The sequence below is a fragment of the Burkholderia perseverans genome, assembly GCF_022870505.1.
Taxonomy (GTDB): Bacteria; Pseudomonadota; Gammaproteobacteria; order Burkholderiales; family Burkholderiaceae; genus Burkholderia; species Burkholderia plantarii.
In genome coordinates, this window is the sequence record NZ_CP045094.1 from 3,857,119 (window position 1) to 3,877,754 (window position 20,636).

The 20,636-nt window shown below is 68.9% G+C and carries 21 protein-coding genes; 7 read left to right on the forward strand and 14 right to left on the reverse strand.

The genetic code is table 11. The features are described 5' to 3' along the window. Positions 1 to 27 precede the first annotated feature (27 nt). Positions 28 to 504 carry a DUF2244 domain-containing protein gene (locus tag BpN12_RS31725; RefSeq protein ID WP_246796055.1) on the reverse strand — a complete coding sequence of 159 codons (477 nt, stop codon included), beginning with the start codon at positions 502 to 504 and terminating at the stop codon, positions 28 to 30. A gap of 235 nt (positions 505 to 739) precedes the next feature. After that, a complete protein-coding gene (locus BpN12_RS31730; protein WP_246796056.1) occupies positions 740 to 1,702 on the reverse strand; it encodes a methyltransferase domain-containing protein in 963 nt (320 codons plus the stop codon). A gap of 81 nt (positions 1,703 to 1,783) precedes the next feature. On the opposite strand from BpN12_RS31730, the gene BpN12_RS31735 reads away from it, so the two are divergent. Continuing rightward, a complete protein-coding gene (locus BpN12_RS31735) occupies positions 1,784 to 2,599 on the forward strand; it encodes a ComF family protein (protein ID WP_246796057.1) in 816 nt (271 codons plus the stop codon). Between the two features lie 149 nt (positions 2,600 to 2,748). Beyond that, positions 2,749 to 3,219, forward strand: coding sequence for a tRNA (uridine(34)/cytosine(34)/5-carboxymethylaminomethyluridine(34)-2'-O)-methyltransferase TrmL (trmL, locus tag BpN12_RS31740; protein ID WP_246796058.1), 471 nt, complete (start codon positions 2,749 to 2,751; stop codon positions 3,217 to 3,219). Between the two features lie 86 nt (positions 3,220 to 3,305). On the opposite strand, the gene BpN12_RS31745 is transcribed toward trmL, so the two are convergent. The 5 genes from BpN12_RS31745 to BpN12_RS31765 all read right to left on the reverse strand — a co-directional run bounded on the left by BpN12_RS31745 (position 3,306) and on the right by BpN12_RS31765 (position 6,489). Then, the gene (locus BpN12_RS31745) at positions 3,306 to 3,827 is read right to left on the reverse strand and encodes an O-acetyl-ADP-ribose deacetylase (RefSeq protein WP_246796059.1); all 522 of its coding nucleotides are present in this window, start codon (positions 3,825 to 3,827) and stop codon (positions 3,306 to 3,308) included. A gap of 352 nt (positions 3,828 to 4,179) precedes the next feature. Continuing rightward, the gene (locus tag BpN12_RS31750) at positions 4,180 to 5,178 is read right to left on the reverse strand and encodes an NAD(P)H-dependent glycerol-3-phosphate dehydrogenase (protein ID WP_246796060.1); all 999 of its coding nucleotides are present in this window, start codon (positions 5,176 to 5,178) and stop codon (positions 4,180 to 4,182) included. A 26-nt stretch (positions 5,179 to 5,204) separates the two neighbouring features. Next, the gene (gene secB, locus BpN12_RS31755; RefSeq protein WP_042626091.1) at positions 5,205 to 5,690 is read right to left on the reverse strand and encodes a protein-export chaperone SecB; all 486 of its coding nucleotides are present in this window, start codon (positions 5,688 to 5,690) and stop codon (positions 5,205 to 5,207) included. A 119-nt stretch (positions 5,691 to 5,809) separates the two neighbouring features. Beyond that, positions 5,810 to 6,070 (reverse strand): glutaredoxin 3, encoded by a 261-nt coding sequence (grxC, locus tag BpN12_RS31760; RefSeq protein ID WP_042626092.1) that lies wholly within the window; start codon positions 6,068 to 6,070, stop codon positions 5,810 to 5,812. Continuing rightward, positions 6,067 to 6,489: a rhodanese-like domain-containing protein gene (locus BpN12_RS31765; protein WP_042626093.1), complete on the reverse strand. Its 423-nt coding sequence runs from the start codon at positions 6,487 to 6,489 to the stop codon at positions 6,067 to 6,069. The genes grxC and BpN12_RS31765 overlap by 4 nt, the downstream gene beginning before the upstream one ends. Before the next feature lie 136 nt (positions 6,490 to 6,625). Between BpN12_RS31765 and gpmA the strand changes: the two genes are divergently transcribed. The 3 genes from gpmA (at position 6,626) to BpN12_RS31780 (ending at position 10,372) form a co-directional block, all read left to right on the forward strand. Beyond that, positions 6,626 to 7,372 carry a 2,3-diphosphoglycerate-dependent phosphoglycerate mutase gene (gene gpmA, locus BpN12_RS31770; protein ID WP_246796061.1) on the forward strand — a complete coding sequence of 249 codons (747 nt, stop codon included), beginning with the start codon at positions 6,626 to 6,628 and terminating at the stop codon, positions 7,370 to 7,372. A 537-nt stretch (positions 7,373 to 7,909) separates the two neighbouring features. Next, positions 7,910 to 9,466 (forward strand): S41 family peptidase, encoded by a 1,557-nt coding sequence (locus tag BpN12_RS31775; protein ID WP_246796062.1) that lies wholly within the window; start codon positions 7,910 to 7,912, stop codon positions 9,464 to 9,466. A gap of 153 nt (positions 9,467 to 9,619) precedes the next feature. After that, the gene (locus tag BpN12_RS31780) at positions 9,620 to 10,372 is read left to right on the forward strand and encodes a HesA/MoeB/ThiF family protein (RefSeq protein ID WP_246796063.1); all 753 of its coding nucleotides are present in this window, start codon (positions 9,620 to 9,622) and stop codon (positions 10,370 to 10,372) included. Between the two features lie 111 nt (positions 10,373 to 10,483). Here the strand turns inward: BpN12_RS31780 and ptsP are convergent, their stop codons facing one another. The 7 genes from ptsP to BpN12_RS31815 all read right to left on the reverse strand — a co-directional run bounded on the left by ptsP (position 10,484) and on the right by BpN12_RS31815 (position 18,041). Further along, the gene (gene ptsP / locus BpN12_RS31785; RefSeq protein WP_246796064.1) at positions 10,484 to 12,256 is read right to left on the reverse strand and encodes a phosphoenolpyruvate--protein phosphotransferase; all 1,773 of its coding nucleotides are present in this window, start codon (positions 12,254 to 12,256) and stop codon (positions 10,484 to 10,486) included. Positions 12,257 to 12,477: 221 nt separating this feature from the next. Beyond that, the gene (locus BpN12_RS31790) at positions 12,478 to 12,747 is read right to left on the reverse strand and encodes an HPr family phosphocarrier protein (RefSeq protein WP_042626097.1); all 270 of its coding nucleotides are present in this window, start codon (positions 12,745 to 12,747) and stop codon (positions 12,478 to 12,480) included. Positions 12,748 to 12,831: 84 nt separating this feature from the next. Further along, the gene (locus BpN12_RS31795; RefSeq protein WP_042626098.1) at positions 12,832 to 13,302 is read right to left on the reverse strand and encodes a PTS sugar transporter subunit IIA; all 471 of its coding nucleotides are present in this window, start codon (positions 13,300 to 13,302) and stop codon (positions 12,832 to 12,834) included. A gap of 262 nt (positions 13,303 to 13,564) precedes the next feature. Then, positions 13,565 to 14,521 carry a glutathione synthase gene (gene gshB, locus BpN12_RS31800; protein WP_246796065.1) on the reverse strand — a complete coding sequence of 319 codons (957 nt, stop codon included), beginning with the start codon at positions 14,519 to 14,521 and terminating at the stop codon, positions 13,565 to 13,567. Between the two features lie 97 nt (positions 14,522 to 14,618). Continuing rightward, on the reverse strand, positions 14,619 to 15,908 hold the full coding sequence (gshA, locus tag BpN12_RS31805; RefSeq protein WP_042626100.1) for a glutamate--cysteine ligase: 1,290 nt from the start codon (positions 15,906 to 15,908) through the stop codon (positions 14,619 to 14,621). 246 nt (positions 15,909 to 16,154) lie between these two features. Further along, positions 16,155 to 17,663, reverse strand: coding sequence for an ammonium transporter (locus BpN12_RS31810; RefSeq protein WP_246796066.1), 1,509 nt, complete (start codon positions 17,661 to 17,663; stop codon positions 16,155 to 16,157). Between the two features lie 39 nt (positions 17,664 to 17,702). Next, positions 17,703 to 18,041 (reverse strand): P-II family nitrogen regulator, encoded by a 339-nt coding sequence (locus BpN12_RS31815; RefSeq protein ID WP_006398175.1) that lies wholly within the window; start codon positions 18,039 to 18,041, stop codon positions 17,703 to 17,705. Positions 18,042 to 18,388: 347 nt separating this feature from the next. Between BpN12_RS31815 and BpN12_RS31820 the strand changes: the two genes are divergently transcribed. Further along, complete coding sequence (locus BpN12_RS31820) at positions 18,389 to 18,646, forward strand: accessory factor UbiK family protein (RefSeq protein ID WP_042626102.1); 258 nt, start codon at positions 18,389 to 18,391, stop codon at positions 18,644 to 18,646. A 252-nt stretch (positions 18,647 to 18,898) separates the two neighbouring features. Then, complete coding sequence (locus tag BpN12_RS31825) at positions 18,899 to 20,569, forward strand: YifB family Mg chelatase-like AAA ATPase (RefSeq protein WP_246796067.1); 1,671 nt, start codon at positions 18,899 to 18,901, stop codon at positions 20,567 to 20,569. The last annotated feature ends 67 nt before the right edge of the window (positions 20,570 to 20,636 follow it).

Genomic DNA, 20,636 nt, shown 5'->3' on the forward strand with positions numbered 1-20,636 from the left:
GCCGGCGGTACGCCGCGGCCGCCTCGATCAGCCGCAGCGCATCAGCGACACGCGCAGTTCATGAGCGAACTGGGCGCGCCGGTACTGCGCGAGATGCTGCCCGACCACGACGCTCCGCCCCCGGCACACGACCCGCACCGGATCGCGCGGCGACGCGCCGGGCTCGACCCGCACCCAGCGCGGATTGAACTCGAAGCACGTCAGCCGTTCCGCACTCATCTGCTCGATCAGGAGCCGATGAGGAAACAGCCTGATACGTTCGTAATCGACTGCGTGGCGTGCATACATCGTGAATGCAACGCCGACTGCCAGTAACTCGACACCGGTGAACGGCAGCACGAGCCAGGCACCGCGCCACGACAGCAGCGCGGCGATCGCAAGCGAGAAAGCGGCCAGCGATGCGTAGCACGCAACGAACTGGCGCGGCGACACCGAACAGTTGCGTTTGATGAGCCAGTCCATCAGGACTGTTTCGGTGTCCGTGAAACCCATCGTTCCATCCATCGCTGCCTCTCGCAATCGGCATCGAAGCTGGCCCGAACCGGGCCTGCCGACCTGTATTGTGGGACGCGTGCAGGACGGCAAACTGACGCATTATAGGCGCGAACATACGCATCTACAAGCAAGCGTCCGCCGCCCGCAAACCCAAGCGGGACAAGCGTTTCAGCCATTCTATAAGGTTTTTCCGAGACGTTTTCGACTGCTAATTTCAAGCATAACGAAACCCCTCTTTACCGACTCAGAGATTCTTGGGACGACCTCTGCCGATGTCCTCGATGCGCACGATGCCGTGGCCGTCGGCGGTGGTACGCGGCACCGCCTTCCACGCGTGGCCGTAGATCACTTCGAACGTCAGCGCGATCGTGCCGTCGTCACGACGGCGCGCCTCGAGCGCTTCGCTCAGCGCGCGCCGCGTGCGGGCCGACAGGCGCTCGCCGCCATCGCGCGCGAACGGATAGGCGCCCCAGCGCCGCACGTCCGCGAGCAGCGATTCCGGCGACTGGTAGGTGACGGTCAGCCGCTCCTGGTCCATGACCGGAATCTCGAAGCCACTCTCGACGAGCATGTCGCCCAGATCGTGCATGTCCACGAAGTCGATCACGTGTGGGCGCGGCGCGCAATCGGTAACGGCCTCAGCATCGGCATAGGCGGCACGCAATTCGCGCAGCGTGTCGGGGCCGAACGTGCTGAACATCAGCAGCCCGTTTGCGCGCAGCACGCGCTGCCATTCGGGAAACACCCGGTCCGGGCGCGAATGCCAGTGCAGCGCGAGATTCGACCAGACGAAGTCGAACGCGCCGCCCGCGAACGGCAGGGCCGCGAAGTCGGCCTGCGCGAGGCGCGGGCCGCGCTGGCCCAGCGCCTTCGACAGCGCCGAGGGCAGGAAGCGGCGCCAGCTGGTGTCGGCCGCGTCGCGCGACGCGGCGCGCGCGAGCATCGCCGCCGACACGTCGACGCCGTACACGGGCGCTTCGGGAAAGCGCGTGCGCAGCGCGGGCAGGTCGTCGCCGATGCCGCAGCCGGCGTCGAGCACGCCCGCCGGATTGACCTTGATGTAGTCGAGACGCTCGCCCATGCGCTGCGCGATTTCACGCGGCAGGAAAGCGACCGCGTCGAACGCGGCGGCACGGCGATCGAAGATCCGCCGCAGATGTCGGGGATCGTTGGCCGGACGGCCAGAAGGTGCGGGAACGGAAGACATGTCGGGCAAACTGGCGAAGTGCGCGAAGTATACTCGCTCGCCTCGCGGACTTCAGCGCGGGCGGCACTCGCGGAGGAACCGATGTCGATCGCCGGCGTATTGCGTCGCAACAGACGAATCGCATGCTGCACAGCGGGATGGCGCGGCCGGCTCGCGCACTTCGCGGCGCTGGCACTGCCCGGTCTCTGCGCGCTGTGCGGCAACTCGTGCGGCAATTCGCCACGCAACGTGTTGTGCAGCGCATGCGACGAAGCGTACTGGAACGAAACGCGGCTGCGCTGCGTGCAATGCGCGCTGCCGCTGTCCGCATTTCGTTCGCGGCATGCACGCCGCGGCAGCTATCGCTGCGGCGCGTGCCGCCACGCGCCGCCGCCGTTCGACGCGACGTTCGCGCTGGCCGATTACCGCCCGCCGCTCGCGAGCCTCGTGCTGGACCTGAAGTTCCGTGCGCGGCTCGCGCTGGGCGGGCTGTTCGCCGAACGGCTCGCGCGCGCGGTACACGACCGGCCCGCAGTGCACGGCGCCACGCAGGCCGACGCGCGGCCCGACCTGATCGCGCCGGTGCCGCTCGCGCGGCGGCGGCTGGTCGAGCGCGGCTACAACCAGGCCTGGGCGATCGCACGGCCGCTCGCACGCGCGCTCGAGGTGCGCGCCGAGCCGGCGCTGCTGGTGCGCACGGTCCATACCGCGCCGCAAACGCAACTCGACGCGGCGGCGCGGCGCGCGAACATGGCGCACGCGTTCGTCGTGACGCGCGACGTGTCCGGGCTGCACGTGGGACTCGTCGACGACGTGATGACCTCGGGCGCGACGCTCGCGGCGCTCGCCGTGCTGCTCAAGCAGGCGGGCGCGCGGCGCGTGACGAACTACGTCGCGCTGCGCACCGCGCGCGATTGAAACGCACGGGTGGAAACTGCGATCGCGGTCGCGGCGGCGCCCGCAGCGAGGGCAGGATCAAGGCAACATCGAAGGCAGCAGGAGCCCGGCCGCGGCAACGCCCGGCAGCTCCGCGCCATGTTTCACGCATTCATGAACCGGAAACGAACATGTTCAACGTCGTACTCGTCGAACCCGAAATCCCGCCGAACACCGGCAACGTGATCCGCCTCTGCGCCAATACCGGCGCGCGGCTGCACCTGATCGAGCCGCTCGGCTTCCCGCTCGAGGACGCGAAGCTGCGCCGCGCCGGGCTCGACTATCACGAATACGCGCGGATGCAGGTGCATCGCGACTGGGACGCGTTCCTCGCCGCCGAGCAGCCGGACCCGGCACGGATGTTCGCGTTCACGACGCGCGGCTCGGGGCGCTTCCACGACCGCGCGTTCACGCCGGGCGACTGGTTCGTGTTCGGCGCCGAGACGCGCGGCCTCAGCGAGGCGATGCTCGCGCGCTTCCCGAACGAGCAGCGCGTGCGGCTGCCGATGCGGCCCGACAACCGCAGCCTCAACCTCTCGAACACGGTGGCCGTGGTGGTGTTCGAGGCCTGGCGCCAGGCCGGTTTCGAAGGGGGCGAATGAGACGAAGGCCGGGCGGCCGAACGCAATGAGCGGCGACCGGCGCCACGCGGCGGTGATGCCTCGGGGCGAGATGCGGATCCGCCGCCTCAGAGTCGCGCCAGTTCGCGCCGATAGTGTTCGAGCAGGTCGTCGGCGAAGCAGGCGAACACGATGCGCGTGAAGCCGGCGCCGGGCAGCATCGACACGACGGTGCTGACGGCGATCGTGGTGGCCGCCTCGGGCGGGAAGCGATAGACGCCGCAGCTGATCGCCGGGAACGCCACCGACGCGCAGCCGGCCGCCGCCGCCACTTCGAGCGAGCGCCGGTAGCACGACGCCAGTTGCTCGGCCTCGCCCGACATGCCGCCGTGCCAGACCGGCCCGACCGTGTGGATCACGTGCCGCGCCGGCAGCAGGTAGCCGTGCGTGAGCTTCGCGTCGCCGGTCGCGCAGCCGCCGAGCGTGCGGCACTCGGCCAGCAGGTCCGGCCCCGCCGCGCGGTGGATCGCGCCGTCCACGCCGCCGCCGCCGAGCAGCGATTCGTTCGCCGCGTTGACAATCGCGTCGAGCGCGAGCGTCGTGATGTCGACGACGCGCGCCTCGACACGGGTCGAACCGATCGTGAGCATGCTGGCCTCCTCCACCGGCAATCGCGATAGCGCCAAGCGTAGACGCGATGCCGGCGCGGCGCCAGCCATGTCGTCGCGGCCGAGAACGGCGCGCGGTGCGGCGGGCGAAGCGGGGTATCGAGGCGAGAGACGGCGGATTATCGTCAGATTGAACGACGAAGCCGGTTATTCAAGGGAAACAAGAGAGGAATTCGCGGGCACCCGCGTAATCAGCGCAGCGCTCGGCCGGCATCGCCCGTGCCCGGTCGACACGCGCGACACGGCCGGGAAAACACCGCAGCGAGGACCACGCGCCGCCGACGAGCACGCAGCGGCTCCCTGCCCTCGAGCGGCACCAACCGTCAGCGAGCGCTCACTCCGCCTTGGCGTCGCGGCGCAGCAGCCCGTTGACGGCCTCGCGCGGCGCGACGCCGTCGAACAGCACGCCGCAGACGGCCTCGGTGATCGGCATGTCGATGCCTTGCGCGCGGGCGATGGCCAGCACCGCGCGCGCGCAGCGCGCGCCCTCGGCCACATGCCCGAGCGCGCCGAGGATCTCGTCGAGCGAACGGCCCTCGGCCAGTTGCAGCCCGACCTTGCGGTTGCGCGACAGGTCGCCGGTGGCGGTCAGGATCAGGTCGCCCAAGCCGGCGAGCCCCGTGAACGTCTCCGCGCGTCCGCCCAGCGCCACGCCGAGCCGCGACATCTCGGCCAGCCCGCGCGTGATCAGCGCCGCGCGCGAATTGAGGCCGAGGCCGAGCCCGTCGCCGATGCCGGTCGCGATCGCGAGCACGTTCTTGACCGCACCGCCCACCTCGACGCCGACCACGTCGTCGCCGGTATAGATCCGCATCGCGCCGTGGTGGAACGCGGCCAGCGTAAGATCGCGGCAGGCCGTCGACGCGCTCGCGACGGTCAGCGCCACCGGCAGCCCCTGCGCCACCTCGCGCGCGAAGCTCGGCCCGGACAGCACGCCGTGGCTCGCGTGGCCGGGCAGCGCCTCGGCGATCACCTGATGCGGCATCTGCTCCGTCTCGGCCTCGAAGCCCTTGCAGATCCACAGCAGATGCGCGGGCACGCAGCCCGCCTCGAGCATCGCCGCGCAGAGCGCGCGCAGCCCGGCCACCGGTGCGCCGATCACGCACAGCGCGTCGTCGGCCGCCGCGTGCGCGAGCGCGGCCGACAGATCCGGCTCGCAGCGCAGCGCGGCCGGCAGCGGCACGCCGGGCAGGTAACGGGTGTTTTCGTGACGGGCATCGAGCCCGGAGAGGAGCGCGCGATCGCGCGCCCAGAGCAGCGTATCGTGCCGCGCGGCCAGATGCGCGGCGAGCGCGGTGCCCCATGCACCGGCGCCGAGAACAGCGACTTTCATACCCAGCACCGGTTCGCGGGACGCGCTCAGTTCAGCGTCGTGCCGTTCGGTGCGCCGTTGGCGGCGCCGGCCTGTTGCTGCTGGATCTGCGCGAGGCGTTGCTCGTAGAGCGCCTGGAAGTTGATCTCGGCCAGGTGGATCGGCGGGAAGCCCGCGCGCGTGATCGCGTCGGCGATGTTCGAACGCAGGTACGGGAACAGGATCGTCGGGCAGGCGATGCCGACCAGCGGATCGAGCTGCTCGTCCGGGATGTTGCGGATATCGAAGATGCCGGCCTGCTTGGCCTCGATCAGGAACGCGACCTTGTCCTTGACCTTCGCCGTCACGGTACCCGAGACGACCACTTCATACACGCTTTCGGCCAGACGTTCGGCCTTCACGTCGACTTCCACCTCAACCGACGGCATGTCCTGTTCGAGGAAGATCGCCGGCGAATTCGGCTGCTCGAGCGAGAGATCCTTCAGGTAGATGCGCTGGATGTTGAAGAACGGCTGGTTTTCGACGTCGGACATGTTGGCTCCCTAAAAATGGTATGACGGCGACCGGCTTCCTCCGGCCACCCGGTTGTTGTGTCGTGCAAGCGAGGCGCGTAGCCCTCCCGGCGCTCGGGAAGGCGGTCATTCTGCCGGAATCAGGCCGCTTCCAGAAGCGGCAGCAGGCCACCTTCGCGATCCAGCTTCGACAGGTCATCGTAGCCGCCCACGTGTGTCTCGCCGATGTAGACCTGCGGCACGGTCCGGCGGCCGGTGCGTTCCATCATCTCGGCGCGCCGCGACGGATCCTTGTCGATCAGCACCTTCTCGATCTGCTCGACGCCGCGCTGCTTGAGCAGGCGCTCGGCCATCATGCAATACGGGCAGACCTGCGTGCTGTACATGACCACTTTGTTCACTTCGCCACTCCTTGTTTGACGACCGGCATGCCGGCCTTCTGCCAGGCGGCCAGGCCGCCCTGCAGCACATGAACCTCGCCGTAGCCGGCTTCGCGCACGACCTTGGCCGCCTTGTTCGACTGTTGTCCGTTCTGGCAGACCAGCAGCACCGGGGCGCTCTTGTTCTTCGCGACCTGGCCGAGCTTGCCGGCGAGCTCGGAGAATTCGACCGAGCGCGCCGCCGGCAGGTGGCCCGCGCCGTATTCGGCGGCCGGGCGCAGATCGATCACGATCGCGTTGCGCCGGTTGATCAGTTGGGTCGCCTCGCCGGTCGACAGGCCGCCGCCGCCGCGACGCAGCGTCGGGAAGACCAGCATGCCGCCCGAGACGAGCAGGATCGCGATGAGCGCAAGGTTCGTGTAATCGGTAAAGAACGTCACGGAGAATCCGCCGCAAAAAGAGAAATCGAAAAGGACAATCGCGCCATTATAAAATATCCGCCTGTCGCGATGGCGCCGCCGCTTCCGGAAGGCGTCGCCCGCCGCTTCGCTTCCTCACTACCGACCGCAAGCAACCATGTACAAGCTCGTTCTCATCCGCCACGGCGAATCGACCTGGAATAAGGAAAACCGCTTCACCGGCTGGGTCGACGTCGACCTGACCGAGCAGGGCAATGCCGAAGCGCGCCAGGCCGGCGTCCTGCTGAAGGAAGCCGGCTACGCGTTCGACGTCGCGTACACGTCGGTGCTCAAGCGCGCGATCCGCACGCTCTGGCACGTGCAGGACCAGATGGACCAGATGTACCTGCCGGTGGTCCACTCGTGGCGCCTCAACGAGCGCCACTACGGCGCGCTGTCGGGCCTCAACAAGGCCGAGACGGCCGCCAAGTTCGGCGACGAGCAGGTGCTGGTCTGGCGCCGCAGCTACGACACGCCGCCGCCGGCGCTGGAAGCGAACGACGAGCGCGCGCCCTACGGCGACCCGCGCTACGCGAAGGTGCCGCGCGAGCAGCTGCCGCTGACCGAATGCCTGAAGGACACGGTCGCGCGCGTGCTGCCGCTCTGGAACGAGTCGATCGCACCGGCCGTCAAGAGCGGCCGGCAGGTGCTGATCGCCGCGCACGGCAACTCGCTGCGCGCGCTGATCAAGTACCTCGACGGCATCTCGGACGCCGACATCGTCGGCCTCAACATCCCGAACGGCGTGCCGCTCGTCTACGAACTCGACGAAGACCTGAAGCCGATCCGCCATTACTACCTCGGCGACCAGGAAGCGATCGCGAAGGCGCAGGCCGCCGTCGCGCAGCAGGGCAAGGCAAAGTAAGCGAGCCCGGGCCGCACGACCCGGCCGCCGGGCGGGCGCCGCGATGCAGTTCGTGCGGCGCCCGCACCTTCCTGCGCGAACGACTTTTGCTCATCCCGCCTCCCCTGGCTCCACCGGACCACGCGACCGGTGCCGTGCATGGCCTCGCCCTGCCCGATGCGTGCCGGCGCCCTCGCAGGGTTCGTACAGTCGGCTGTCCGGCCTGCTCCGCATGCCTCGCGCGGCGCTTGCGTACCGCCGGCGCGATGGCCGGGAGCCGCTCGCGCGGGCCGGCCGGACGGCAGCGTCAGCGGCGCGTCAGCTTCGCGTCAGCCGGCCTGCGTGTTTTCCCGCGTTTTCCGCTGTTTTCCGTCGCTTCGCGCGATTCACGCGAACCCAGCGCGTGCCGGCGCGAACCCGCGCGACGCGGCGCTGTCGAATCCGCTTCATCATCGCTTCGCCCCGCAACGGCGAAGCATCGGGAAGATCGGAGATATACTTGACCGTCCTCCCACCTTCACGCCATCGCCACACGCGCTTTCCGACGCACACGATCCTATGCGAATGAAATTGAAGAATATCGGCCTCGTCGCCGCTGGCCTTGCAACCGGCGTATTCGCGACGCTGCAAATCTCGGCGTCGGCCCAGCAGGCAACGATCACGACGCCGCTACCGCTCGACCAGCTGCGCCTGTTCGCCGAAGTGTTCGGCCAGATCAAGCGCGAATACGTCGAGCCGGTCGACGACAAGAAGCTGCTGACGGCCGCGATCAAGGGCATGGTATCGAGCCTCGACCCGCACTCGTCGTATCTCGACAAGACCGATTACGAGGAACTGCAGGAGCAGACGAAGGGCCGCTTCGCCGGCCTCGGCATCGAGATCTCGCAGGAAGACGGCCTCGTGAAGGTGATCTCGCCGATCGAGGACACGCCCGCGTTCCGCGCCGGCATCCGTCCGGGCGACCTGATCACGCGCATCAACGACAAGCCGGTGCGCGGCATGACGCTCGACAAGGCCGTCAAGCAGATGCGCGGCGACCCGGGCACCAAGGTCACGCTGACGATCTTCCGCAAGAGCGACGACCGCACCTTCCCGGTCACCGTCACGCGCGCGATCATCAAGGTGCAGAGCGTGAAGATGAAGATGCTCGACCCGGGCTACGCCTACATCCGGATCACGAGCTTCCAGGAGCGCACCACGCCCGACCTCGCGGCCCGCCTGCAGGACATCGCGCGCCAGCAGCCGAACCTGAAGGGCCTCGTGGTCGACCTGCGCAACAACGGCGGCGGCCTGCTGCAGAGCGCGGTCGGCGTGGCCGGCGCGTTCCTGCCGCCGAACGCGGTGGTGGTGTCGACCAACGGCCAGATCCCCGATTCGAAGCAAGTCTATCGCGACGACTACGACAACTATCGCCTGCCAACCTTCGACTCCGATCCGCTCAAGAACCTGCCGACGATCTTCAAGACCGTGCCGATGATCGTGCTGACCAACGCCTACTCGGCGTCGGCTTCCGAAATCGTCGCCGGCGCGCTGCAGGATTCGCACCGCGCGCAGATCATGGGCAAGACCACGTTCGGCAAGGGCTCGGTGCAGACGGTGCGCCCGCTCACGGCCGACACCGCGCTGCGCCTGACCACGGCCTACTACTACACGCCGAGCGGCCGCTCGATCCAGAACAAGGGCATCGTGCCGGACATCCCGGTCGACCAGTTCTCCGACGGCGATCCGGACGACGTGCTCGTGACGCGCGAAGTGGACTACACGAACCACCTCGCGAACACGCAGGATCCGAACGAGAAGAAGGAACTGGAAGCGCGCGAGCAGCGCCGCCTCGACCAGCTGCGCATCCTCGAGGAGCAGAACGACAAGAAGACGCCGGAGCAGCGCGAGAAGGATCGCAACCGCAAGCCGGTGGAGTTCGGCAGTGCCGACGACTTCATGCTGCAGCAGGCGCTGGCCAAGCTGGAAGGCAAGCCGGTGCAGGAGTCGAAGTCGCTGCTGGCCGAAAGCGTGACCAAGCCGCTCGGCGCCGCGCCGGCGTCGGCAGCCTCGGCCCCGAAGGCGAGCGCGCCGGCCAAGGCGTCGGCCGCCAAGCCCGCCTCGGCCGCCCACTAAGCCCGGGCGCGCCGTGATCGGCACGGGCCACCGCGATTCGCCGCGGTGGCCCGTTTTGCTTTTGGGCGCGACGTCCGGCCTGATGCCGCGCACGCGGACGCCGCGCGAACGCGCCTAGAATAGCGGCACGGCACTTCCCACCCGCTCCCCGCGATGAACGACGAACAACTGCTCCGCTACTCCCGCCATATCCTCGTCGACGAAATCGGCATCGAGGCGCAGCAGCGCTTCCTCGACGCGCACGCGCTGATCGTCGGCGCCGGCGGCCTCGGCTCGCCGGCCGCGATGTACCTGGCCGCCGCGGGCGTCGGCGCGATCACGCTGGTCGATGCCGACACGGTGGACCTCACCAACCTGCAGCGCCAGATCCTGCATGCGACCGAATCGGTCGGGCGGCGCAAGGTCGAGTCGGGACGCGAGGCGCTCGCGCGGCTCAACCCCGAGATCGTCGTGCATGCCGTGGCCGAGCGCGTCGAGGCCGCCTGGCTCGACGTGGCCGTGCCGCTCGCCACGGTCGTGCTCGACTGCACCGACAACTTCGCCACGCGCCACGCCATCAACCGCGCCTGCGCCACGCACCGCGTGCCGCTCGTGTCGGGCGCCGCGCTGCGCTTCGACGGCCAGATCAGCACCTTCGATTTCCGCGACGCGGCCTCGCCCTGCTATGCCTGTGTGTTTCCCGAGGACCAGCCGTTCGAGGAAGTGGCCTGCTCGACGATGGGCGTGTTCGCGCCGACCGTCGGCATCATCGGCGCGATGCAGGCCGCCGAGGCGCTGCGCGTGATCGGCGGCATCGGCGAGACGCTGGTGGGGCGGCTGATGATGCTCGATTCGCTGCACATGGAATGGAACACGATGCGCATCGCGCGGCAGCCCGATTGCCCGGTCTGCGGCGGCACGCACTAAGCGCGGCGCTCATGGCCTGAAAACCACCGCATAAAAAACCGCGGCGGGCCGAAGCCCGCCGCGTCGATGTCGTGATGCCGAGGCTGGATCTGTTCCCCGGCGCGGCAAGCCTCAGGCCGCCAGGTCGGCCTTCGGCTCGGCCTCCGCGAGCTGCTTCAGCGCGAGTTGCACGTCCTCGGGCTCGAACGAGGCCAGCACGTCGGCGGTCGGCTTCTCGAGCGCCTTCAGATGCGCGCGCAGGATCTCCTGCTTGACCACCAGCAACTGGCTCGGATGCATCGAGAACTCGGTGAGCCCCATGCCGAGCAGCAGGCGCGTCATCGCCGGATCGCCGGCCATCTCCCCGCACACCGATACCGGCACGCCCGCGCGCTTCGCCTCGCGCAGCGTGTAGGCGATCAGGTGCAGCACGGCCGGATGCAGCGGGTCGTACAGATGCGCGACGGCGTTGTCGGCGCGGTCGATCGCGAGCGTGTACTGGATCAGGTCGTTGGTGCCGATCGAGAGGAAATCGACGCGCTTGAGGAACAGCGGCAGCGCGATCGCGGCGGCCGGAATCTCGATCATCGCGCCGACCCGCACGTTCGGATCGTAGGCGAGCCCGGCGTCGTCGAGCTGGCGCTTGGCCTCGCGGATCAGGTCGAGCGTCTGGTCGATCTCCTGCGCGTGCGCGAGCATCGGCACGAGGATCTTCACCGGCCCGACCGCCGAGGCGCGCAGGATCGCGCGCAGCTGGGTCAGGAACATCTGCGGCTCGGACAGGCTCCAGCGGATCGCGCGCAGGCCGAGCGCCGGGTTCGGCGCGGTCTCGTAGCCGCCGTCGAGCGCGTCGATCGGCTTGTCGGCGCCCACGTCGATGGTGCGGATCGTCACCGGCATGCCGTTCATCAGCTCGACCGCGCGGCGGTATGCGCGGAACTGCTCCTCTTCCTCGGCGAGCGCGTTCTCGTCGTTCATGAACAGGAACTCGGTGCGGAACAGACCCACGCCGACCGCGCCTGCCTCCACGGCCGTCTTCGCGTCGTCGGGCAGCTCGATGTTGGCGAGCAGGTCGATCTTGGTACTGCAGAGCGTCTGCGTCGGCGAGAACTTGAGCCGTTGCAGCTTGCGCTGCTCGAGTGCCTTCTCCGACTGCCGGTACGAGTATTCCTCGAGCACGATCGGCGCCGGATCGACGATCACGATGCCCTGGTCGCCGTCGACGATGATCACGTCGTTCTGGCGAATCAGCGCGCTCGCGTGCTGCACGCCGACCGCGGCCGGAATGCCGAGGCTGCGCGCGACGATCGCCGTGTGCGAGGTGCGCCCGCCCAGGTCGGTCACGAACGCATGGAACGCCTGGTTCTTGAACTGCATCATGTCGGCCGGCGCGATGTCGTGCGCGACCACGATCATGTCGTCCTTGCCGCTGGCCGCGCGGCCGAGCGCCTGGGCCGGCGACGGCGCGCCGGCCAGCGCCTTCAGCACGCGCTCGACCACCTGCTCGATGTCGGCCTTGCGTTCGCGCAGGTACTCGTCCTCGATGTCGTCGAAGTGGCTGGCGATCACGTCGAGCTGCTCGGTCAGCGCCCATTCGGCGTTGTAGCGGCGGTCGCGGATCAGGTCGATGGTTTCCTGCACCAGCATCGCGTCGTTGAGGATCATCGAATGCACGTCGATGAACGCGGCGACCTCGCTCGGCGTATCGTCGGTCAGGTCGGCGCGCAGCGCGTCGAGTTCGCCGCGCACGGCAAGCAGCGCGGCGCGCAGCCGGTCGATCTCCGCGTCGAGCTGCTGCGCCTCGACGAGGTAATGCGCGACGTCGAGCGCCGCCGGCGCGATCAGATACGCACGACCGATCGCGATACCTCTCGAAACGGGAATTCCCTGCAGCGTGAACGGCACGCGCACCTCCTGTGAGTCAGGTCAGCCGCAGCCCACCGCCGCGATGCGCATATGACCCCGACTCGTGATTATAAATTCCGCGACACCCGCATGACTGCATGCGCCGCAGCATCGGCCCTGCAATGATCTGTTGTCTGAATAAAAGCCAATGCCCAAAAGAAATGCCGCGTCGGGACGCGGCATTGGCTGGCGAGGCGGCAGGGGAGCCGCCGGTACGCGGCTTACTGGCCTTCGCCGAACTTGTCGGCGATCAGCTTGAGCAGCGCATCCATCGCTTCCTTCTCGTCGGCGCCTTCGGTCTCGATCGTCACCGTGCTGCCGATGCCGGCCGCCAGCATCATCACGCCCATGATGCTCTTCGCGTTGATCCGGCGGCCATTGCGCGTCATCCAGACTTCCGACTGGAAATTGCCCGCCAGCTGAGTCAGCTTGGCCGAGGCGCGAGCATGCAGTCCCAATTTATTGACGATGGTCGTTTCTTGTTGAAGCATGGTGTTCCGTTCAGATTAAAGCTGCCGGCGGCGCGCGCCGCCGGGGGACAGGAAGCGAACGAACGCGCCGGGCGGCCCGTCCGGTCAATGCGGTTCGGTCTGCGGCTTCGGCTCCGGCGGGATCGGCGCGCACTCGCCGCAACCGAGGCCCACGCGCGGCGGCGGCGTGCCGGCGGCGATCTCGTGGATGCCCTTGGTCGAGCCGCCCAGCGCCTTCTCCACCAGCGTGTCGATCGGCGTGGTGCGGTAGCAGACCGAGCGCACCAGCATCGGCAGGTTCACGCCGGCCAGCACGCGCACGCCGTCGAGCTTGGCGAGCTGGCCGGCGATGTTCGCCGGGGTCGCGCCATACATGTCCGTCAGGACGAGAACGCCGTTTTCCTCGCGCAGTCGCGCGATCTCCGCGTGCGCGAAACCCATCACCTGCGAGGGGTCGCTGTCCGCGAGCACGTCGATGCAGCCGATGCGCGCGGGAATCCCGCCGTAGATGTGGGAGATGCAGTCCCGCAGGGCGGTGGCGAGCGGGGCGTGAGCGATGATCAGGATGCCAGCCATGTCAACCTTGCAACAATGTGGCCCGAACGCCGGACCGGATGCCCGGAATATACCTACCGGGCGAACGGGCATTGTAGCAGGCCGGTTTCGGGGTCAATCCACATCGTGAATCGAACCGCGACGCCGAGCCGGCGGCGGGGGGCCTGCGCGCCGCCGCCGGTTGTCTCCTTTCAGGTCGTTGGTGCCGCCTGGATTCCGTTTGTTCCGCTTTCCGCCGGTTTACGCGGGTCCCGTTGTTTTTCGCCGATGCCGTGCGCGCGCGTCAGCCGACCGCGCGTTCGAGCGCGTCGATGAACATCGCCGCGACGTCGAAGCCGGTCTGCTCCATGATCTCGCGAAAACAGGTCGGGCTCGTCACGTTCACCTCGGTGAGCCAGTCGCCGATCGCGTCGAGCCCGACCAGCAGCAGCCCGCGCGCGGCCAGCACCGGCCCGAGCGCGGCGGCGATCTCGCGGTCGCGCTCGGTGAGCGGCTGCGCCACGCCGATGCCGCCGGCGGCCAGGTTGCCGCGCACCTCGTTGCCCTGCGGGATCCGCGCGAGCGAATACGGCACCGGCTCGCCGCCGATCAGCAGGATGCGCTTGTCGCCGGCCTTGATCTCGGGGATGAACTTCTGGACCATCAGCGTGCGCCGGCCGTCCTCGCCGAGCATCTCGACGATCGAGCCGAGGTTCATGCCGTCGGCCTTGACACGGAACACCCCCATCCCGCCCATGCCGTCGAGCGGCTTGACGATCACGTCGCCGTGCTCGGCATGGAACGCGCGCAGTCGCGCCACGTCGCGCGTGACGAGCGTGGGCGCGACGAACTGCGGGAATTCGGCGATCGCGAGCTTCTCCGAGTGGTCGCGGATCGACTGCGGGCGGTTGACGATCTTCGCGCCCGCGCGCTCGGCCATCTCCAGCAGCCAGGTCGAGGTCACGTACTCCATGTCGAACGGCGGATCCTTGCGCATCAGCACCGCGCCGAACGCGGTCAGCGCGCGCGCCTCGGGCGCCGCGGCCTCGAACCAGGTGTCGCGATGCAGGTCGTCGAGGTCGCCGACGATCGTCACGCGCCGCACGTCGGCCTCGACCGAGCTGCCGCTCCAGGCAAGCTGCTGCGGCTCGCAGGCGTACACCGCATGGCCGCGCCGCGCGGCTTCGGCCATCATCGCGTAGGTCGAATCCTTGTAGATCCTGAAGCGATCGAGCGGGTCGGCGATAAAGAGAATGTCCATGCGGGTCCTGAATGAAGCGTGCTGAATGACGGGTGCGGTGTGTCGGGTGCGGTGTGTCGGAGCGGCGGCGAGGCTGGCCGGCGCGGCGCGCGGCCGCTCAGACCTGGATCGCCTCGGGGTCGGTCTTCTCGAGCTCGATCGACGAGGCGAGCAGCCCCAGCCGGCCGACCACGCCGTACATGTAGAAGCGGTTCGGCGGCGCCGCGCCGGGCAGCGCGCGCGCGTCGGGCAGCGCCGTGTGCTCGAAGCCGAGCGGCACGTAGTGCATGCCGGGCGCGTTGAGGTTCTGGTCGCGCTCGCGCGCCGCGTGGGTGCGATAGAAGCCGCCCACCACGTAGCGGTCGATCATGTAGACGACCGGCTCGGCCACGTCGTCGCCGATCCGCTCGAACGTGTAGACGCCTTCCTGCACGATCACGTCGCTGACGGGCAGCCCCGCCTTGGTCTCGGACATCTGCGCGCGTTCGAGCTTGGTCAGCCCGCCGATCTCGGAGGCGTCGTGGATCGTCATCACGCCGCGCCCGGCGGTGCCCGCGTCGGCCTTCACGACCACGTAGGGCTTCTCGCTGATGCCGTACTCGCGGTACTTGCGCGCGATCTTCTTGAGCACCGCGTCGATCGCGTCGGCCAGCGCCTCGCCGCCGTTGCCGGCCTGCCAGTCGATGCCGCCGACGTGCGCGAAGTACGGATTCACCATCCACGGATCGACGCCCACCATCTTCGCGAACTTCTTCGCCACGTCGTCGTAGCAGGCGAAATGGGTGGACTTGCGGCGCACCGCCCAGCCCGCGTGCAGCGGCGGCAGCAGGTACTGCTCGTGCAGATTTTCGAGCACGTCCGGAATCCCGCCCGACAGGTCGTTGTTGAGCAGGATCGAGCAGGGATCGAAGTTCTTCAGGCCAAGCCGGCGCTGCGAGCGCTCGAGCGGCTCCAGCACGATCTTGGTGCCGTCGGCGAGCGTGATCGGCGTGACGTCGGTCACGCTCGGATCGAGCGAGCCGAAGCGCACGTTCAGGCCGGCCTGGCGCATGATCGTCGCGAGCCGCGCGACGTTCTCGAGATAGAACGCGTTGCGCGTGGGCAGCTCCGGAATCACGAGCAGCCCCTTGGCATCCGGGCAGATTTTTTCGATCGCGGCCATCGCCGCCTGGACGGCGAGCGGCAGCACTTCGGCCGGCAGATTGTTGAAGCTGCCGGGAAACAGATTGGCGTCGACAGGCGCGAGCTTGAAGCCGGCGTTGCGCAGATCGACCGAACAGTAGAACGGCGGCGTGTGTTCCTGCCACTCGAGGCGGAACCAGCGTTCAATCGCCGGCGTCGCGTCGAGGATCTTCCGCTCCAGCTCGAGCAGCGGGCCGTTTAACGCCGTAACGAGGTGGGGAACCATGAATCACTCGCGAACAGGAGAAAAAAGATTGTAGAGCAAATACCCTGCCGATTTGGGGATTGTTCCCGCGATAGCAAGGATTGTCCGGATCTTTTCTCGCTATTGACCCGATTGCCGAAAGGGTTATCCCGTTCGTATCCGGTTCGCGAATAAAAAGAACCCGCCGGGAAGGCGGGCAGAAGTCGCTGCGCTCATTCTGGGGCGGGGCGGCGGCCGGATGGCGCCGCCCCGCAGGGTTTCATCCGGTCATTCGACGTGTTCGCCGTGCAGGATCACGTCCAGCCCCTCGCGCTCTTCCTCTTCCGAGACGCGCAGGCCCATCACCATGTCGATCACCTTCAGGATGATGAAGGTCACGATGCCGCTGTACAGCAGCGTGATCAGCACGCCCTTGGCCTGCACCAGCAGGCTGCCGTCGAAGCCGCCGATATCCTTGACCGCGAACACGCCGGTCAGCAGCGCGCCGAGGATGCCGCCCACGCCGTGGACGCCGAACGCGTCGAGCGAATCGTCGTAGCCGAGCTTGATCTTGAGCCAGGTGGCCGACCAGAAGCAGACCACGCCCGCCGCGATGCCGATCACGAGCGCACCGCCCACGCCGACGAAGCCGGCCGCCGGGGTGATCGCCACCAGGCCGGCCACCGCGCCCGAGACGATGCCGAGCACCGAGGGCTTGCCCTTCGCGATCCACTCGGCAAACATCCAGCCGAGCGCGGCGCAGGCCGTCGCGATCTGCGTGGTCAGCATCGCGAAGCCGGCACGGCCGTCAGCCGCCACCGCCGAACCCGCGTTGAAGCCGAACCAGCCCACCCACAGCATCGAGGCACCGATCAGCGTCAGCACCAGGTTGTGCGGCGCCATCGACTCGCGGCCGTAGCCGACCCGCTTGCCGAGCACCAGTGCCGCCATCAGGCCGGCGATACCGGCGTTGATGTGGACCACCGTGCCGCCCGCGAAGTCGAGCACGCCGTCGGCGGCCAGCCAGCCGGTCGGTTCCCAGACCATGTGCGCGATCGGCACATAGACGATCAGCGACCAGAGCGTCATGAACACCAGCATCGCCGAGAACTTCATGCGATCGGCGAACGCGCCGCAGATCAGGGCCGGCGTGATGATCGCGAAGGTCATCTGGAACACGCAGTAGACCGATTCCGGAATGGTCGTGGCGAGGTGGCTGACGGTCAGCGTGGTGGCGGTGTCGCCCTTCACGTAGGCCATGCCCGACAGCAGCACGCGCGAGAAGCCGCCGACGAAGCCGTTGCCCGGCGTGAACGCGAGGCTGTAGCCCACCACGGTCCAGAGCACCGTGATCAGCGCCGTGATCGCGAAGCTCTGCATCACCGTGGCCAGCACGTTCTTCTTGCGGACCATGCCGCCGTAGAACAGCGCGAGGCCCGGGATCGTCATGAACAGCACGAGGGCGACCGAGGTCAGCATCCAGGCCGTGTCGCCCGAGTTGATCTTCGACGAATCGACCGAGAACGGTGCGGTCGGCGCGGCCGGTGCGGCGGCGGCCGAAGCGCCCGAGGCCGGTGCGGCGGCGGCGCTCGCGTCCGAAGCGGGAGCGGCGGCAGCCGGGGCCGAGGCGGCCGGAGCCGCCGCGCTGGCGTCGGCGGGGGCGCTGGCCGACGCGTCGGAGGCGACGGCGGCCGAGGCTGCAGCGGGCGCGGACGACGCGTCGTCGGCCAGCGCGGCGCCGATGCCGGTCGCGAGCAGCGAACCAGCCATCAGCAGGGACATCAAAAGTTTACGCATGTTGGTTTCCTCTTGTCGCTTGTCGTTCTGCGTTCTGTCTTACAGGGCGTCGGCGCCCGTCTCCCCGGTGCGAATCCGGATAACCTGTTCGATCGGCGTGACGAAGATCTTGCCGTCGCCGATCTTCCCCGTGCGGGCCGCCCGCTCGATTGCCTCGACCGCCTGGTCGACGAGATCGTCGGACACGGCAGCCTCGATCTTCATCTTCGGCAGGAAGTCCACCACGTATTCGGCGCCGCGATAGAGCTCGGTATGGCCCTTCTGGCGGCCGAAGCCCTTCACCTCCGTGACCGTGATGCCCGAGACGCCGAGCGCCGAAAGCGCTTCGCGCGTCTCATCGAGCTTGAACGGCTTGATGATTGCGGTAATCAGTTTCATGAAGTCCTCTCGCTTTCTGGTTGTCCGATCGGTGGTCCGACCAACCGCGTTGCATGGCTAGCGCAACACACTCAGCAACTCGCGTGCCATGTTGAGGTCTTCCCCCTCGAGAAAGCCTCGCGAGAGCGTGCCGAAGCCGGCCGAACGGCCAACGTCGCGGCACTTCGGTGGCGCGCGCAATCGAAGGTTGTTAGAGTGCTCGGACGTTCGGGACATCCGGCGCGCCGCCACGGAGCGCGCGATGCCCGAAAACGGGCCGGGTGCGCGCACCAGATTCGCTCATGCGCGCATCGCGGGCACGAACGCAACGTGAATTGCACATTTTTTGTGCAGAGAAGGGGATCACCATGAAGCAACCCAGCGACGTATTCAACGATCTGCAGTCGCGCGTCAGCGACCTGCTCAAGAATTCGCCGGCCAAGGACGTCGAGCGCAACGTGAAGGCCATGCTGACGCAGGGCTTCTCGAAGCTCGACCTCGTGACGCGCGAGGATTTCGACACGCAGACCCAGGTACTCGCCCGCACCCGTGCGCGCCTGGAGGAGCTCGAGCGCCGCGTGGCCGACCTCGAGCGCAAGCTCGTCGAGCGCGCCACCGGCAACTGACGCCGCCGCAGCAGCCGATGTAACGTAACGCGGCCGGGCGACGGCCGACGGGCGTTCCGCCCGGCGGGACCCGTCCCGTCTCGGTCGCCCCCGATCGCTCTCGCCCGCCCTCGCTCGCGGCCCCGTCCGTCGTTTCACCCGCAGTCTCAGACTCGCTGTTCCACCCGCTACGCGCCACGCCGGCAAGCGCGCACCTCAACGGATCCCCGAGCGGGCGGCTCCACCGCCCGTTCGGCACCCAGGAGTGCCACCATGTCGCTTGCCGTCGTGCGCAGTCGCGCGCCCGCCGCCGGCCATGCGCCGGAAGTCACCGTCGAAGTCCATCTCGCGAACGGCCTGCCGTCGTTCTCGATCGTCGGCCTGCCCGACACCGAGGTTCGCGAGAGCCGCGAGCGCGTGCGCGCCGCGCTGCAGAACTGCGGCTTCGAATTCCCGGTGCGCCGCATCACCGTCAATCTCGCCCCGGCCGACCTGCCGAAGGAATCGGGGCGCTTCGACCTGCCGATCGCGCTCGGCATCCTCGCCGCCAACGGGCAACTGCCGCCCGACGTGCTCGACGGCCGCGAATTCGCCGGCGAGCTGTCGCTGACGGGCGCGCTGCGGCCGATGCGCGGCGCGTTCGCGATGGCCTGCGGCACCGCGCGCGGGGAACTCGCCGACGGCGTGCGGCGGGGCCCGGGGGCCGCGCCACCCGCGGCGGTACCTCGCGGCGGCCATTCATCTGAAGTCACGGGCACCGAAGGATCGATCGCCGCCCCTGCCCGTCGGTCCCGCGAGCGGCTCGCGCCGCCGCGCCCCGATGGCCCCGAACTCTACCTGCCGCTCGACAGCGCGGCCGAGGCGGCGCTGGTGCCCGGCGTCACCGTGTTCGGCGCGCCGGACCTGCCCGCGCTGTGCGCGCACCTGGCCGGCGCCGTCGACGCGCGGCTCGCCCCGGTTGCCGCGCCGCCGCCCGAACCGGCGACGGGCGCGGCCCCGCCCGATCTCGCCGAGGTGGTCGGCCAGCACGGCGCGCGGCGCGCGCTCGAAATCGCCGCGGCGGGCGGCCACCATCTGCTGATGATCGGGCCGCCCGGCGCCGGCAAGTCGATGCTGGCCGCGCGGCTGCCGGGCCTGCTGCCGCCGATGAACGACGACGAGGCGCTGACCTCGGCCGCGCTGCTGTCGGCGAGCCGCGTCGGCTTCGCGCCGGCGCAGTGGCGCAAGCGTCCGTTCCGCACACCGCACCACTCGTCGAGCGCGGCGGCGCTGGTCGGCGGGCGCAACCCGCCGCAGCCCGGCGAGATCACGCTCGCGCACCTGGGCGTGCTGTTCCTCGACGAACTGCCCGAATTCGACCGCCATGTGCTGGAGATGCTGCGCGAGCCGCTCGAAACCGGCCGCATCACGATCTCGCGCGCCGGCTTGCAGGCCGACTTTCCGGCCGCGTGCCAGCTGGTCGCGGCGATGAATCCATGCCCGTGCGGCTGGCGCGGCGACCCCGGCGGCCGCTGCCGCTGCTCGCCCGAGGTGGCCGCGCGCTACCTGCGCAAGCTGTCGGGGCCGCTGCTCGACCGGATCGACCTGCAGGTCGCGCTGCCGGCGCTCTCGCCGGCCGAGCTGGCCGAGCGCGCCAGCACGCCGGCCGAGTCCAGCGCGGTGGTGGCGGCCCGCGTGGCCGCCGCGCGCGACCGCCAGCAGGCGCGCCAGCGCAAGACCAACCAGCGCCTGAGCGGGCGCGAGACCGACGAGGTCTGCCGCCCGGGTCAGGACGGCGAACGGCTGCTGCGCGAGGCCGGCGAGCGCTTTCGCTGGTCGGCGCGCGCCTATTACCGGGTGCTGAAGGTGGCGCGGACGATCGCCGACCTGGCCGGCGACGAGCAGCCCGACTCGACGCAGATCGGCGAGGCGATCCGCTACCGGCGCGCGGTGGAGCTGGTGTAAACCGGGGTAAACGCGGGCCGCCCGAGGACGGAAGAGGAACGAAATCGTCGTGCGGCTACACGCGGCA